15 protein-coding genes are annotated in these 13,789 nt (G+C 51.9%); 5 read left to right on the forward strand and 10 right to left on the reverse strand.

What is annotated here, in order from left to right; genetic code table 11:
• Positions 1-45 precede the first annotated feature (45 nt).
• Positions 46-2,274 carry a heavy metal translocating P-type ATPase gene (locus E1H14_RS03655; RefSeq protein WP_200834021.1) on the reverse strand — a complete coding sequence of 743 codons (2,229 nt, stop codon included), beginning with the start codon at positions 2,272-2,274 and terminating at the stop codon, positions 46-48.
• A gap of 38 nt (positions 2,275-2,312) precedes the next feature.
• Positions 2,313-2,510, reverse strand: a complete 198-nt coding sequence (locus E1H14_RS13145; RefSeq protein ID WP_200834022.1) for a cation transporter — start codon at positions 2,508-2,510, stop codon at positions 2,313-2,315.
• 102 nt (positions 2,511-2,612) lie between these two features.
• On the opposite strand from E1H14_RS13145, the gene mtgA reads away from it, so the two are divergent.
• A complete protein-coding gene (mtgA, locus tag E1H14_RS03660; protein WP_200834023.1) occupies positions 2,613-3,311 on the forward strand; it encodes a monofunctional biosynthetic peptidoglycan transglycosylase in 699 nt (232 codons plus the stop codon).
• A gap of 44 nt (positions 3,312-3,355) precedes the next feature.
• Here the strand turns inward: mtgA and E1H14_RS03665 are convergent, their stop codons facing one another.
• Genes E1H14_RS03665 through arsC form a run of 5 tightly spaced genes read right to left on the reverse strand, consistent with a single transcriptional unit; the run spans position 3,356 to position 6,082 of the window.
• Positions 3,356-3,763, reverse strand: coding sequence for a hypothetical protein (locus tag E1H14_RS03665; RefSeq protein WP_149390099.1), 408 nt, complete (start codon positions 3,761-3,763; stop codon positions 3,356-3,358).
• Between the two features lie 15 nt (positions 3,764-3,778).
• Positions 3,779-4,753 (reverse strand): nucleoid-associated protein, encoded by a 975-nt coding sequence (locus tag E1H14_RS03670; protein WP_149390100.1) that lies wholly within the window; start codon positions 4,751-4,753, stop codon positions 3,779-3,781.
• Positions 4,753-5,121: a DUF2069 domain-containing protein gene (locus E1H14_RS03675; protein WP_149390101.1), complete on the reverse strand. Its 369-nt coding sequence runs from the start codon at positions 5,119-5,121 to the stop codon at positions 4,753-4,755. The genes E1H14_RS03670 and E1H14_RS03675 overlap by 1 nt, the downstream gene beginning before the upstream one ends.
• Positions 5,118-5,723, reverse strand: a complete 606-nt coding sequence (gene wrbA, locus E1H14_RS03680; RefSeq protein ID WP_149390102.1) for an NAD(P)H:quinone oxidoreductase — start codon at positions 5,721-5,723, stop codon at positions 5,118-5,120. Before wrbA ends, E1H14_RS03675 begins: the two co-directional genes overlap by 4 nt.
• Positions 5,720-6,082, reverse strand: a complete 363-nt coding sequence (gene arsC / locus E1H14_RS03685) for an arsenate reductase (glutaredoxin) (protein WP_149390103.1) — start codon at positions 6,080-6,082, stop codon at positions 5,720-5,722. The genes wrbA and arsC overlap by 4 nt, the downstream gene beginning before the upstream one ends.
• Positions 6,083-6,170: 88 nt before the next feature.
• On the opposite strand from arsC, the gene E1H14_RS03690 reads away from it, so the two are divergent.
• A complete protein-coding gene (locus tag E1H14_RS03690; protein WP_235017375.1) occupies positions 6,171-7,409 on the forward strand; it encodes a YihY family inner membrane protein in 1,239 nt (412 codons plus the stop codon).
• Positions 7,406-8,029 carry a transglycosylase SLT domain-containing protein gene (locus tag E1H14_RS03695; RefSeq protein WP_149390104.1) on the forward strand — a complete coding sequence of 208 codons (624 nt, stop codon included), beginning with the start codon at positions 7,406-7,408 and terminating at the stop codon, positions 8,027-8,029. The genes E1H14_RS03690 and E1H14_RS03695 overlap by 4 nt, the downstream gene beginning before the upstream one ends.
• A 44-nt stretch (positions 8,030-8,073) precedes the next feature.
• On the opposite strand, the gene xthA is transcribed toward E1H14_RS03695, so the two are convergent.
• Positions 8,074-8,889 (reverse strand): exodeoxyribonuclease III, encoded by an 816-nt coding sequence (gene xthA / locus E1H14_RS03700; RefSeq protein WP_149390105.1) that lies wholly within the window; start codon positions 8,887-8,889, stop codon positions 8,074-8,076.
• A 180-nt stretch (positions 8,890-9,069) separates the two neighbouring features.
• Between xthA and gorA the strand changes: the two genes are divergently transcribed.
• Positions 9,070-10,434 (forward strand): glutathione-disulfide reductase, encoded by a 1,365-nt coding sequence (gene gorA / locus E1H14_RS03705; protein ID WP_149390106.1) that lies wholly within the window; start codon positions 9,070-9,072, stop codon positions 10,432-10,434.
• Between the two features lie 34 nt (positions 10,435-10,468).
• Here the strand turns inward: gorA and E1H14_RS03710 are convergent, their stop codons facing one another.
• Positions 10,469-11,656, reverse strand: coding sequence for a cation diffusion facilitator family transporter (locus E1H14_RS03710; RefSeq protein ID WP_149390107.1), 1,188 nt, complete (start codon positions 11,654-11,656; stop codon positions 10,469-10,471).
• Between the two features lie 491 nt (positions 11,657-12,147).
• Here E1H14_RS03710 and E1H14_RS03715 point away from each other — a divergent pair, with 491 nt between their 5' ends.
• Positions 12,148-13,035 carry a bile acid:sodium symporter family protein gene (locus E1H14_RS03715; protein ID WP_149390108.1) on the forward strand — a complete coding sequence of 296 codons (888 nt, stop codon included), beginning with the start codon at positions 12,148-12,150 and terminating at the stop codon, positions 13,033-13,035.
• Positions 13,036-13,087: 52 nt separating this feature from the next.
• On the opposite strand, the gene queE is transcribed toward E1H14_RS03715, so the two are convergent.
• Positions 13,088-13,720 (reverse strand): 7-carboxy-7-deazaguanine synthase, encoded by a 633-nt coding sequence (gene queE / locus E1H14_RS03720; protein WP_149390109.1) that lies wholly within the window; start codon positions 13,718-13,720, stop codon positions 13,088-13,090.
• Positions 13,721-13,789: the final 69 nt, after the last annotated feature.

Here is a 13,789-nt window from a genome sequence, read left to right on the forward strand (position 1 = left end):
GGGCAAAACCTTTGGGCGGAGCGCATGACACCGAATGGGTGGGTGTTAAGCGGTTTTTTGCAAGGGAATACGGCGCAGGCGATTGGCATTGGTCACGACGGTGACGGAAGACATCGCCATCGCCGCGGCGGCAAATGCAGGGTTCATCAGCCATCCGGTCAAAGGAAAGAGCACCCCTGCGGCCAAAGGAATGCCTAAGGAGTTGTAGATAAACGCCCCGAATAGATTCTGGTAGATGTTGCGCAGTGTCAGACGTGAAATCTGCATAGCATCTGCGACACCTTGTAAAGAACCCCGCATCAGGGTGATGTCGGCACTTTCCATCGCAATATCGGTTCCCGTACCCAAGGCAAAACCGACATGTGCTTGTGCCAGTGCCGGCGCATCGTTGATACCATCTCCGACCATTCCCACTTTGACTCCCTGTGTTTGCAGTGCCCGAATCTGCTCTGCTTTTTGATCGGGTAGAACACCGGCAATGACTTCATCGATCCCAACTTGACGTGCGACGGCACGCGCACTGCGCTCACTATCTCCGGTTAACATCAGGACACGTAATCCAGCTTGCTGTAAGCGCTGAATAGCGGCAGCACTGTCGGCTTTAATCGGGTCCTGTATGCCCAAGAGTGCAACCAGATGGTGTTCAATACCAAGCATTACCAGCGTCAGTCCTTGGTCGGAGAGCTGATTAATCTGCTGGCGAGCAGCTGGGCTGATCTGCACGCCTTGCTGCTGCATTAAAGCCTCGTTGCCTAAGCTCCAGGTCTGGCCATGAATCTCATCGATCAGACCTTTACCGGCTAGAATCTTGGGCGTGCCGACTTCAACGAGGTGTAGTTGTCGCGCTTGTGCTTCTTCTACTATGGCTTGAGCTAAAGGATGCTCCGAGGCCTTTTCTAAACTGGCAATCTGAGTCAGTAGCTGATCTTCACTCAGCTCAGCCGCAGGCAAGCGGATAAAGTGAGTGAGTCGCGGTTTACCTTCCGTGATCGTGCCGGTTTTATCTAACACCAGGACATTAAGTTGTGTGGCTTCTTGCAGGGCATCGCCTTTGCGAATTAACACACCGCGGCTGGCGGCGCGCCCTATACCCACCATAATTGACATAGGGGTTGCTAAACCCAGTGCGCAAGGGCAAGCGATCACCAAGACGGTCATCGCCGCGATAAAGGCATAGGCAGAGGAGGGTTCTGGGCCGATCCACCACCAGATCAGGTAGGTGATCAACGCAATCATCACTACACTGGGTACAAAGACTCGGCTGATTTGATCCGCGAGGCGACCGATGGCCGGTTTATCGCTTTGCGCGCGCCGCACCTGCTCAATGATTTTGGCCAGCGCCGTTTCTTCACCCACTTTGCGCACACGTAGTTTGATGCTCGCTTGTCCATTGACGGTACCGGCACTGAGCCAATCGCCTTTGCTTTTGTGCACGGGTAAAGGTTCACCGGTCAGCATGGATTCATCCACGAGCGTTTCACCCTCAAAGACTTCTCCATCTACAGGAATACGTTCACCGGGTTTGACGCGTAAAAGATCGGAAGGTTGGATCGAGGCGAGTCGCATACTTTTTTCTTCGCCATTCGGCAGAATCAGAGTGGCGCTATCCGGTTGTAACTGGAGTAGGGCACGGATAGCCTGTGAAGCTTGTCCACGCGCACGCGTCTCGAGTACATGCCCAAGGTTCACTAAACCAATAATAAACGCCGCTGCTTCATAATAAACATGACGCCCTTCGGGTGGCAGCAGATCAGGCCAGAGTAAAATTAACGTAGAGTAGAGCCAGGCACTGCCTGTCCCTAGGGCGATCAGGCTATCCATCGTGGCGTGTTTTTGTTTGAGTGCGCGCCAAGCACCTTGAAAAAAATGTCCACCGGAGTAGATCATCATTATCAAGGTAGCCAGGCCAATCCCTAACCAGAGCAGACGAGCCTCTTCCGGCATCGGCAGGTGTCCCGTCAGCATAAAGAGCATTTGTGGTGCGCCGAGGAGTAAGGCAACCCAGGTACGGCGCACACTCAAACGCAGCGCAGCCGCTTCTTCTGCCAGTTGCTCGGCTTCACCATAGTTAGCATCTAAAGGCGTGGCGGCAAAACCCGCGGCCTCTATTGCGGCGAGTAAATCCTCGGTGCGGGCGTGGCCTTCAATATCGGCACTGCGATCGGCCAGATTGACCCGTGCTTGGGTGACGCCTGAGACTTGACTGAGCGCTTCTTCCACGCGACTGACACAGGCGGCACAGCGCATGCCACGTAAAGCGATTCGGGTACTCATGCATCACTCCTTAGGGGATCAGATTTTGGCTTATAACCTCAGACAGCCATCGCCTCAAAGCCGGCTTCAGCAATCCAGGTGATAATCTCTTCTGCGGTGTGTGGGGTTTCCACACTGAGCTGGGTTTGAGTCAGTTCAATGACCGCGACATCACTCTGTTGCTCCAATGCTTTACGCACGGCACTGACACAGCCGCCACAGGTTAAGCCCTCTAGTTGAAATGACAATTGCGCCATCTTGATCTCCTTCGCCGGTAGAATAGGTTTTTAATATCATTAGTGTACACTGATTTAAATCGAATACCTCTAGTGGGTTTTGTCTTAGTTAGGGTTAGGTTTTTGAAAAAGTTTTTGCGTGGATTACTGCTCACACCTCTGATCTTATTCGGACTTTTTTTAGGTTGGGTCTGGCTATTAGGGCAGATACCTGTGCCCAGCAGTGCGTTCATGCTGCAACACAATGTGCGCGCTTTTTTTTCTGAAGAGATCGACTATGTGCGTTATCGTTGGGTGCCTTTGCAGGAGATCCCCCCGGCTTTGCGCTTAGCGGTGATTGCATCAGAAGATCAAAACTTTCCGGATCATTTTGGTATCGATATCGAGGCGACGCGTGCAGCGATTCAAGCCTATCGAGAAGGGCGTAGCTCCGGTGGCGGTAGTACGATTACTCAACAGGTGGCCAAGAATCTGTTTCTTTGGGGGGATCGCAGTCGGCTGCGTAAGGTACTGGAGTGGGGCTTGGCGATTCTGCTGGAGTGGATGTGGAGTAAGGAGCGGATTCTGGAGGTGTATCTGAATATCGCTCAGATGGGTAAGCAAGAGTATGGTGTCGGCGCGGCGGCCGATTATCTGTTGCAGAAACCCGTTGCCAGTATTACCGCTCAGGAAGCGGCGTTAATCGCGGCAGTTTTGCCTTCGCCGGCACGTTTTGATCTGCGACAGCCCAGTGCCTATATGCGTAGCCGTCAGGCATTCATCCTGCGTCAGATGAATGCCTTAGGCGGAGAGCGTTATTTACAGCGGCTGAGTGCACCTTAAAGCTTGAGCGCTGTACGCAGCGATCATTTCTTTGAGTTGAGAGGTTAGGGGTTAGGATAACGCAGGCGGATGATCTGCTGTCCTGAACCGCTGCTGACACGAAAGCGCGCGGCTTGGATATCACCATTTTCCAGACGTTTGCCCCGAATCTGGTACTCACCTTGAGGCAGCTCCAGAATCAACCAAGGACCCTCGGCCACACCGCGCACTAAAACAGCCCCCGAGGTGTTGCTGATTTCAAATTCAATTTCAGAAATGTAAGCGCGATCACTGTCAAAAAACTCGACACGAGTATTGTGCATCGGCGCTTCCTGACGCGATTCCAAGCCAATGCCGCCCGTCCAGTAGGGTAGGTTTTCAGCCTGAGCGGGTAGGCCGAAACCGAGTAAAAGACTGAGCATTAAGCCGGAGAAGCGAGGTAAAGACCGATGTTGACGCGAGCAAATGTTCATAGTTCACCTCTAAAATTAGACCTGCAATTTTTTTAACTGTTGTAGTAAGCCTTTCGGTAATTCGCGAATAATTAACACCTCCTGACTGGGATCAAACTCGATGCCTTTACCCAGCGAACTGCTGGCAAAACTTAGCGAGAGATCTTGACTGCGGCCGGTCAGCCGCAAATATTGGCGTAATGCTTTACGATCAGGGTGTAGGTGATTCTGGCTTTGGCTGTCTTGCTGCTGAATGAATTGCACGATGCCGGGGTCAACCTCTTCGGCCAGTTCTGGATAGGCCACGGCTTCCCCGCTGCGTTCGCGTTCCACACAAAATCCAACCACCTCTTCGCGCAGTTTTTCGCCCTCCTCGACCGGAAGCGTTTCACAATAATCATCGACCCAGGTTAGAAACTTTTCGGTTTCGGCGCGTTTATCCAAGGTTTCGGCAAAGCCAATCCATTCTTGAATCAGATTTTTTAATCCGCGTTCACTGCGCCCAAAACTTAACGTGAGATAGGGTAGATCACCCCGTTCGAAGCGTTGGAGATCCAGGCAGATTAAGAATCCGGTATCGCCTAAATCGAGATAATCCGTTGCTTGCAGATCCAGGCTTTGATTTAGATTTAATCCCGCGCTGGTGCGTAGATGCAGAAGGTACAAACGTTCGCCGCTTTCCAGAGTTTCCAGCAGATAGCAGAGATAGCCGATAAAGGTTTCCTCGCTCTGATCCAGCTTCAATACCAGTTGCTGGCTGAGGAGTTGAGTCAGGCGCAGGAAGGGGATCTCGCCTTGGCGCCACTGCTGCAAACTGGCGCGCGCAGCCATTGCATCTGCATTCAAGCCACCCAATTGGCGTCCGCTGCGGCTGGCTTGGATACGTTTAAACTCACTCAGCATGGACAGTGCATAGTCGGGATCTGAGGCTTGCTCACGCAGCCTTAACTCAGCGCCCTGTTGTAAAGAGGTCTTGCTTAGTTGATGGAAGACCCAATCCGCCACCGCCATTAGCTTAGACCTCTATCCAGCTGACTCTGCCAACGCGCAAACATCATGGCACTGGTGAACAACAGCATCAGCAGTCCTGATTCGATCAGGCCCAGCCAGCGTGTCAGGGGCATCAGGCTGGCCAGTACGGCGCCTAAAAAATAAAAGAGTAATAGGAAACAGAGCCAGGCATGGCCTCGTGCATCCCCTTTAATCACGACACGTAAAAAGCCGAGTAGGGGTAAAAGGTGTACCAACCAGATCACCCAGGGGTGTTCGCTTTTGGCAGGTGCCAGCCACAGATACCAAAGAGTAAAAAGAAGGAGCAGGGCGGCGTAGGTCACTTGAGTGATACGTAGGCTGAGTTTAGCTTTTTGAGCGAGGGTCATGATCTACTCCGAGATAAAATCAGGGCCAGTTCACCTAAGCGGCGACCCTGGGCTTGGCAGAGGGCAATTTCGTCAGCATCTAGGGTGCGTTGGCTGTTTGCGCCGGCAAGATGCGAAGCACCATAAGGCGTGCCGCCGCTTGTCGTGGTCAATAATTCCTGAGCCGAATAGGGGAGGCCTGAAATCAGCATGCCATGATGCAATAAGGGCAGCATCATACTGAGAAGCGTGCTCTCTTGACCACCATGTAAGCTCGAGGTGGAGGTAAATACACCGGCAGGTTTACCAATTAAGGCACCGGATAACCACAGGCTGCTGGTGGAGTCGAGAAAATACTTCATCGCACTTGCCATATTACCAAAACGCGTAGGGCTGCCCAGAGCTAGACCGGCACAATCACGTAGATCTTCCAGTGTGCAATAGGGCGCACCCTGCTCAGGGATGCTCGGTGCTATGGCCTCACACTCGGCTGAGACACGCGGGACGGTACGTAAACGTGCGGTGATGCCGGCTTGTTCGGCACCGCGAGCGATCTGTTTGGCCATCTGTTGTGTCGCACCCTGATGACTGTAATACAGCACCAATAGGTAAGGGGGATTCATGACGTCTGCTCCAAGAGTTCTAGAAGCGCTTCCGGTGGACGACCGATACGCGCCTGTTGATCTTTGACCAAAATCGGGCGCTCCAGCAGTTTGGGGTATTGAGCTAAGGCGTGCAGAACGGTCTCATCATCGAGTGGACCCTGATCTAAACCTGCTTGCACAAACTCCACTTCTTTACGACGTAAAACTTCGCTTGGAGCCATGCCTAAAGCCCGCATCAATTGGCGTAGGGTGTTGAGATCGGGTGGGGTTTTCAGGTATTCACAGATCTCAGGTTCAATGCCATGCTCACGTAACAACTCCAGTGCTTGGCGCGACTTAGAACAGCGTGGGTTGTGATAGAGCAGATACTGGGACATGAGGTGCCTCCGGGTCGAGTGGTTTGTGTTTAGCGGCCCGCTATTGTATATCTCAGACTAGGCCAGACCAACCAATAGGAAAAAACCTGTGAAACTGCCTGAATTAGAACCCAAAGTTCTTTTCTTGTTTATTCGAGATCTTGTCCGTCAATTTATCGCTAACCAAGGCATCCTCAACGCTTCAGCATTGACTTATACCACTCTGTTTGCCGTGGTGCCCTTAGTCACGGTGTCTTATGCCATGCTGGCGGCGATACCGAATTTTCAAGGAGTGGGTGAAACAGTACAGGCTTGGGTGTTGGAAAATTTTGTGCCCGCAACCGGTGAAGTGGTGCATACCTATTTACAAGACTTCACCGCTCAGGCACGGCGTTTGACGGCGATCGGGGTACTCTTTTTGATCATCACCTCGATTATGATGATGAAAAATATTGAAGCTGCGCTGAATCGCATTTGGCGTGTTCAAGAGCCCAGGCGTGGGATCTCCAGTTTCTTACTCTATTGGGCGGTACTCAGTTTAGGGCCTTTACTGGTGGGGTTGGGGTTAGTGGTGACCTCCTATATCACCGCGTTACCGGCCTTTACCAGTGCCTCGGAAGTGGTCGGCCCTGGGCGCTTGTTTGCCTCTTTGCCCATCTTGTTTTCTGCGATCGCGTTTATGCTGCTGTATGCAGCGGTGCCCAATTGTCGTGTGCCGCTTGCGGCGGCGGCCATCGGCGGGATCGCAGCCGCACTGATGTTTGAGCTGGCTAAACGTAGCTTTGCGTTTTTTGTCACCCAGTTTCCATCTTATGAACTGATCTATGGCGCTTTTGCTGCGGTGCCTATGTTTCTGGCGTGGATCTTTATCAGCTGGGTGATTATCCTTTTGGGCGCTGAGTTAAGTCGTGCCTTGGCGGTCTACAGCTTTAAACAGCGCCTCCGAGATGAGCCGCCTCTGGTGACCCTCTTATCGGTGCTGAACCAACTTTGGCAAGCGCAAAGACAAGGACGCGCTTGCTCGGACTTAGACATTATTAAAGCCCAGCCGGGTCTGAATCAGTCGCGTTGGGATGCCTATCAACAGCCCCTTTTACAAGCCAAAATTATGCAGCGTAATGCGCAAGGGCGTTATCTGCTGGCGCGTGATTTGAATGATTTTACGCTGCTGGATTTAGTGCGTGCTTTGCCTTGGCCGATGCCGCAAAGCTATCCCACTTTAGCGGATGCACCGCCCTGGTTGTTGGCCAGTATCCAACATCTAGAGTCTATCCAATCCTATGCCGAAGACGCGATGCAGCAGCCATTGGTCAGTTTGTTTAAACGTGAGGAGTTTCAGGCCGCATGAAGTGTTCGATTCTCATCCAGTGGGTGTTCTACCTGCTGTTCTTCGGGTTGATCAGTGGCTGTGCCAGTCGTCCGCCTTCGGCCAGTGCGCAAACGAATATTTGTGATGTGATTGCCCATGAGCCGAATTGGTATCGAGCCGCTAAGGCCTCTGAGCAGCGCTGGGGGACTTCGGTGGCGATTCAAAAAGCCTTTGTGCAGCAGGAGTCGGCATTTGTGCACAATGCACGTCCGCCACGTCCTTATTTTTTGGGCTTTGTGCCTTTGCCACGTCAATCCTCAGCTTATGGTTATGCGCAGGCACAGGATGGAACCTGGAAAGATTATCAGCAAGCCACCGGACGACGTTTTGCTAGCCGCACCAATATGGACGATGCTCTGGATTTTATTGGTTGGTACAACGCAGAATCCCAGCGCCGGAATGGAGTGTCTTTGCAAGATGCATATCATCTTTATTTGAATTATCACGAAGGGCATGGTGGGTTTCGACGTCGCACCTACGAAGCCAAACCCTGGCTGATGCAAGTGGCACGTCGAGTTGAGCAGCAAGCCGCTCGTTATGAGCAGCAGCTCCCCAACTGTCGTTTACCTTCACGCTGGTGTGTCTGGCCTTATTGTTAAATCCAGTGTGGCCTGATTCCAGCGAGGGATTGGGTCAAACCTGCTCAGAAATCGAAGCTTGACCAAACCGGCGCATGATCGGAGGGTTTCTCCATGCCACGCACCGCATAGTCGATATCACTGGCGGTGCAGCACTGGCTTAAGCAGGCTGTGGCCAGAATGGTATCGATACGCAGGCCACGTTTGGGTTCATCTTCAAACCCCTTACTGCGGTAATCAAACCAGCTAAAACGATCATTGCGCTCAGGATGAATCACTCGATAGGTGTCCTGTAACCCCCAAGCTTTTAAGCGTTCCATCCATTCACGCTCTTCCGGTTGGAAGCTGGTTTTTCCGGTCTTCAGCCAGCGTTTACGGTTCGCTTCACCGATACCAATATCTGTGTCTTCGGGTGAGATATTAAAATCGCCCATCACCGCAAGTGGCTGATCGGGCTGGTAGCGGGTTTCCAGCAGGTTTTGCAGATCAGCATAGAATTTACGCTTAGCGGGAAACTTGATGGCATGATCAATGCTTTCTCCCTGCGGAAAGTAACCGTTAATCAAGGTATAAGTTTGGCCCTTAGGACTGACAAACTCACCCAGAATCAGGCGGCGTTGAGCGCTTTCATCTTCACCGGGGAAGCCTTTTTCAATCGAAAGCGCCGGAGTTTTGGACAGGATGCAGACACCATAGTGGGTTTTTTGTCCAAAAAAGTAGGCGTGATAACCCAGAGCCTCAATCTCTGCGACCGGGAACTCGGCATCTGTGACTTTGGTTTCTTGTATACCAATCAGATCAGGTTGATGGGTGTCGATCAGTGCTTGTAACTGATGCAGACGCATACGGATACTGTTGGTATTAAATGAAACCAATTTCATGCCGAGGAACCCTGTGTAAGCTAAAAAGACAAAGACTTTATTCTATTGAGTAGAGTCCGGCTAGGTAAACCTTAAGTTTGATAAACTCTGGCTATTTCGAGCTTTGTTGCCATTGATTGGCATTTTGCAGCCAATCTAGCCTATTCTAGGCAAATCATTAAGTTGAATTAGAGGATGCTAATGAGCGCATTTGATTTTGATCTGTTTGTAATCGGAGCCGGCTCCGGTGGAGTGCGTGCTGGGCGTATGGCCGCCGCCATGGGAGTTAAGGTTGCGGTCGCAGAGGAGCGTTATTTGGGCGGCACCTGTGTCAACGTCGGCTGTGTGCCGAAAAAACTGTATGTGTATGCGTCGGAGTTCGCGCAGGCCTTTGCTGAAGCTCCCGGTTATGGCTTGCAGGCGACAGAGGTCGAGTTTGATTGGCCGCGCTTGCGTGACAATAAAAAAGCTGAGATCAGCCGTTTGAACGGCATCTATCGTAATCTCTTGGTGAATTCCGGTTGTACGCTGATTGAAGGTCGAGCACGTTTGCTGGATGCGCATCGCGTGCAGGTCGGTGAGCAGATCTATTCAGCAGAACGTATTCTTTTAGCCCCTGGCGGTTGGCCGAATATCCCAGATCTTCCCGGCAAAGAGTGGATTACCAGCTCAAATGAGGTATTTGATCTGGAGGTCTTTCCAAAACGGGTACTGGTGGTCGGTGGTGGCTATATCGCGGTGGAGTTCGCCGGTATTTTTGCAGGGCTGGGTGCTCAAACACAGCTGGTCTACCGTGGTGATCTTTTCCTACGGGGGTTTGATCAGGAAGTGCGTGAGTTTGCCGCTCAAGAAGTGGCCAAAAAAGGCGTGAAGCTGGCCTTTAATCAGGATGTGAAAGCAATTCAGCGTTTAAGTTCGGGGGCTTTGCAAGTAGACATGGCTGACGGTCAAAGTCAGGAAGTGGATCTGGTGTTTTACGCGACCGGACGCCGTCCGAAGACCGATAATTTAGGCTTAGAAGCGGCAGGGGTGAAAACCAACGCTCAGGGTGCGATTGAAGTTAATGAAAACTTCCAGACCTCGGTCGATTCGATCTATGCGATCGGTGATGTCATCAATCGCGTGCAACTGACCCCTGTGGCTTTGGCAGAGGGAATGGCGCTGGTGCGTGCGCTCTATGCTCAGGGTTCGGGACAGGTGGATTATGAGTTGATCCCGACGGCGGTCTTCTGTCAGCCCAATATTGCGACGGTTGGACTCACCGAGGAACAGGCACGTGCAACCTATCCACGTTTACAGGTATTCCGCTCAGAGTTTCGTGCGATGAAGCACACCCTGACCGGCAGTCAGGAGCGCACTCTGATGAAGTTGTTGGTGGATGCCGAGAGTGATCGGGTCGTGGGTGCCCACATGGTCGGTGCTGATGCCGGTGAGATTATTCAGGGGATCGCGGTCGCCATGAAAGCGGGCGCGACTAAGGCTCATTTTGATGCCACGATCGGGATACATCCGACCGCGGCTGAAGAGTTTGTGACGCTGCGTGAGCCGACCCGCACCTACGGCTGATCGAATGGCGCGCTCATCTCGCATCACCCACTGCTTAATCGGGCAGTGGGTGATGGCCTTGAGCCGGTAACCAGCAGCTGATCCGACCAAACCAGTTCAGCCCCTTTAACTCTTCATGTAATCCCTTCTCCAGAACCTGTGCGGCAAGCGATTGCTGACTTAAGAGTGGCCAGATCTCTGCATTAAACTGTATATCCAGATCAATGCGACGCGGTGAGTAGTAGATCATCAATTCATAGTCAGGCAGCTCACCCAACATACGACTCAGCACGGCATCGAGGTGTTGTGTGATTTCCGGGCGTGCCGGGAAAGAAGGCTGGTCGAGCGCAGGCATCTCTTGATCATCATAGGTATCTATGTGGTAGATGATATGGCTAATCTCATCAAAACGTTCACGCAGGCGACGGCTTGTGGCATCACCAATAAAGTGAGCTTCTGAAGCACTCAAGTGCTCAGCGACCTGCAGATGCATCTCTAAGAGTGTCTGGCCGCCCATAGAGCGACTTTTAAAGTTATGGACATCGAGTACACCATCGACGGATAAAGCGGTTTCGGTGAGTTCATGCACGCGCTCAGGCGGTAAGCCGGTATCGACCAGCTCCGACAGACTGCGCAATAAAAGATCCAGGCCGATTTTACCGATTAACAGAGCAACCAGTACGGCAGCTAAGGCGTCTAACCACCAGATACCCAGCATAGCACCGGCAATTGCGATTAAGACGACAATCGAAGATAAGGAGTCGCTGCGATGATGCCAGGCATTGGCAATAATCAGATTCGAGTTGATCTCTTTACCCACTTTTAGGGTGTAAAAAAATAACCCTTCATTAGCGATAATGGATAGTGCGGCGACAGCAAGTGCTAGCGCGCCGGGTGGGGGTGGGATCTCGCCGGAAAAGAGGAGTTTTAAGCTGTCATAGGCCATTAAGCCGGCCACGGCCATTAAGATGATGGCCAGCACCAGCGTGCCGAGCGTTTCAAAGCGTCCATGGCCCCAAGGATGGTTATCATCGGCTTGTTTGTGTGAAATGCCGAGGAGAAAAACCACCATAAAATCGGTGACCACATCCGACAGTGAGTGAAACCCATCGGCCACTAAGGCCGCCGATCCCGCTAAATAGCCGACGATAATTTTCAGTAGACTCAGCAGGGAGTTGACCAGCGCACCGATGATGCTGACCTTCTGTCCAGCTCGGCGTCGTGTATCTAAAACTTCCTGCATGCCAGGTACCTCATCATGTTAAAGCGAAAGTGTAGCGATTTGTCTCACTCGCCTCCAGTCTTGACAGCGAGGCCTCTTCGGTGAGGTCATCATCCCTTGATGAGATTTGTGGGTAACCTGCTGTTTTTGGGGTTGACACTTACACAGGCTTCAGATCTAGGGAGGGTCGCCTGCGAAGACATCGGAAAAAATGGAATTCGTGCTAAAAAAGCCAATTGACATATATAACTAGCTAATAAATAAGGGATTTTTTAACTGGTTAAAAAATAACCAATCTGTGTTCAGGCGTGATTTCATGGGCGATGCTGAGGGTTATGTGCGCACTTTTCACAGACTTATCCACAGATCCTGTGGGTAGGCGGGGGCAGGCCTGATGACACCTAGATTTCGGCCCTGTGAAGAGTTGATGACAGAGGCGAAAACATTTTTGCAACGCACAAGCCGCTTCTGAGATACTGCTTTTATCCGTTTTATTTTTCTAAGGTTGGTACATGTCTTCTGCACTCATCGGGCAGGTATTTTTACCCCTGTCTCTGTTTATCATCATGTTCAGTGTCGGTATCGCACTCAAGCTGGATGACTTTAAACAGGTGTTTCGTCAGCCCTTACCCATAGGCTTAGGGTTGGTCTTGCAGCTTTTACTCCTGCCGCTGCTCGGATGGTTGGTGGTTTGGCTGTTTGCGTTACCGCCTGTGCTCGCCCTGGGTTTGTTAATACTGACACTGGCACCGGGAGGCGCTACATCGAATGCGATCTCATTATTGGCACGCGGTGATGCCGCACTCTCCGTGTCCTTGACCGCCATCACCAGCTTGATTACGCCTTTTAGCATTCCCTTGATCACGGCTTGGTGGCTGAGTCTCTGGTTGGGGCAATCCGAAGCCTTGGTCTTTCCTGTTATGCAGGCCATTCTGCAGATGCTCTTGATCGCGCTCTTACCAGTGGTCTTAGGCGTCCTGATGCACCAACGCTGGCCTGGCTTCAGTCAGCGTTTACAGGCACCGATGCGCCGTCTTGCCTTTTTATTAATGCTCAGCACCGTGCTTTTATTGGTGTGGACACAACGCGTGCGTTTGGAGACGCTCTTGGCTGAGATGTTCTGGCCTGTGGTGCTGCTGGTGCTCTTAGCCATGCTGTGTGGTTATGGAATGGCGCGTTTAGTGGGCTTAAATGATGGCCAGCAAATCACTTTGTTGATTGAGACAGGGCTGCAGAATGCCGGTACCGCCTTGGTGGTGACCGGCACCCTGCTACAGAATCCACAGATGTCAGCCGTGGTGTTGCTCTATGGGGTGTTGATGCAGGTTCCAGCCCTTTTGCTGATTGGCTGGCGCAATCGGCAGGGCTTAAGAAGTTTATACGTTTGGGCGGCGCGTTAATGCGGTGTGTTAATCAAGCGCTTGTATAAAAAGAGAGGCAAGCAGGCTTGCCTCAATCGATCCCCAGGATCTTGTGGGTTTGTAAGCTGAGCTTCCATTGTGGATGGGTTAAGCAGTAGTCCAGGCAGGCTTGCAAATGGGCCTGTCGTTCAGGCGAATCCATGGGTTGTAGATAAAAATGCTTAAAAGACCAGTGTTGGCATTGCTCAGGTTGGATTTCAACCTGAGGATAGACCAGTTTTAACTCATCCCCTTGCTGAATGATCACATCTGAATCTGCCTTGGGGCTGACACAGATCCAATCTAGGCCTTTAGGCAAGGGGCGGGTACCGTTGGTTTCAATCGCGATTTCGACCCCCTGTGCATGCAAAGCATCCACGAGTGCTTGATCGAGCTGTAAGGCCGGTTCGCCTCCGGTGCAGATGACATAAGGGGAGACGCCTGAGTTGGATGGCCATAAGCTCAGCAGATGTGCGACCAGTGCCTCCGGGCTGGCAAACTTACCTCCATTCTGACCATCGGTGCCGATGAAGTCGGTATCACAAAACCGGCAAACCGAGCTGGCGCGATCTTGTTCACGCCCAGACCAGAGATTGCAGCCGCTAAAGCGGCAGAAGATGGCCGGTCGACCACTCTGAGCCCCTTCACCTTGTAAGCTGTAAAACACTTCTTTGACGCTGTACACAATGACCTCGGATATTAAAGCTTATCGGCATTAGGCTGAAAAGAGAGCCGCACTTACGTTCTCTGCGGC

Source organism: Nitrincola tapanii (genome assembly GCF_008368715.1).
Classification (GTDB): domain Bacteria; phylum Pseudomonadota; class Gammaproteobacteria; order Pseudomonadales; family Balneatricaceae; genus Nitrincola; species Nitrincola tapanii.

Bases quoted from the DNA above. Each gene is read 5' to 3' on its own strand.
- E1H14_RS03655 (WP_200834021.1), bottom strand. From the start codon at position 2,274: ATGAGTACCCGAATCGCTTTACGTGGCATGCGCTGTGCCGCCTGTGTC.
- E1H14_RS13145 (WP_200834022.1), bottom strand. From the start codon at position 2,510: ATGGCGCAATTGTCATTTCAACTAGAGGGCTTAACCTGTGGCGGCTGT.
- E1H14_RS03665 (WP_149390099.1), bottom strand. From the start codon at position 3,763: ATGAACATTTGCTCGCGTCAACATCGGTCTTTACCTCGCTTCTCCGGC.
- E1H14_RS03670 (WP_149390100.1), bottom strand. From the start codon at position 4,753: ATGGCGGTGGCGGATTGGGTCTTCCATCAACTAAGCAAGACCTCTTTA.
- E1H14_RS03675 (WP_149390101.1), bottom strand. From the start codon at position 5,121: ATGACCCTCGCTCAAAAAGCTAAACTCAGCCTACGTATCACTCAAGTG.
- wrbA (WP_149390102.1), bottom strand. From the start codon at position 5,723: ATGAATCCCCCTTACCTATTGGTGCTGTATTACAGTCATCAGGGTGCG.
- arsC (WP_149390103.1), bottom strand. From the start codon at position 6,082: ATGTCCCAGTATCTGCTCTATCACAACCCACGCTGTTCTAAGTCGCGC.
- E1H14_RS03695 (WP_149390104.1), top strand. From the start codon at position 7,406: ATGAAGTGTTCGATTCTCATCCAGTGGGTGTTCTACCTGCTGTTCTTC.
- xthA (WP_149390105.1), bottom strand. From the start codon at position 8,889: ATGAAATTGGTTTCATTTAATACCAACAGTATCCGTATGCGTCTGCAT.
- gorA (WP_149390106.1), top strand. From the start codon at position 9,070: ATGAGCGCATTTGATTTTGATCTGTTTGTAATCGGAGCCGGCTCCGGT.
- E1H14_RS03710 (WP_149390107.1), bottom strand. From the start codon at position 11,656: ATGCAGGAAGTTTTAGATACACGACGCCGAGCTGGACAGAAGGTCAGC.
- E1H14_RS03715 (WP_149390108.1), top strand. From the start codon at position 12,148: ATGTCTTCTGCACTCATCGGGCAGGTATTTTTACCCCTGTCTCTGTTT.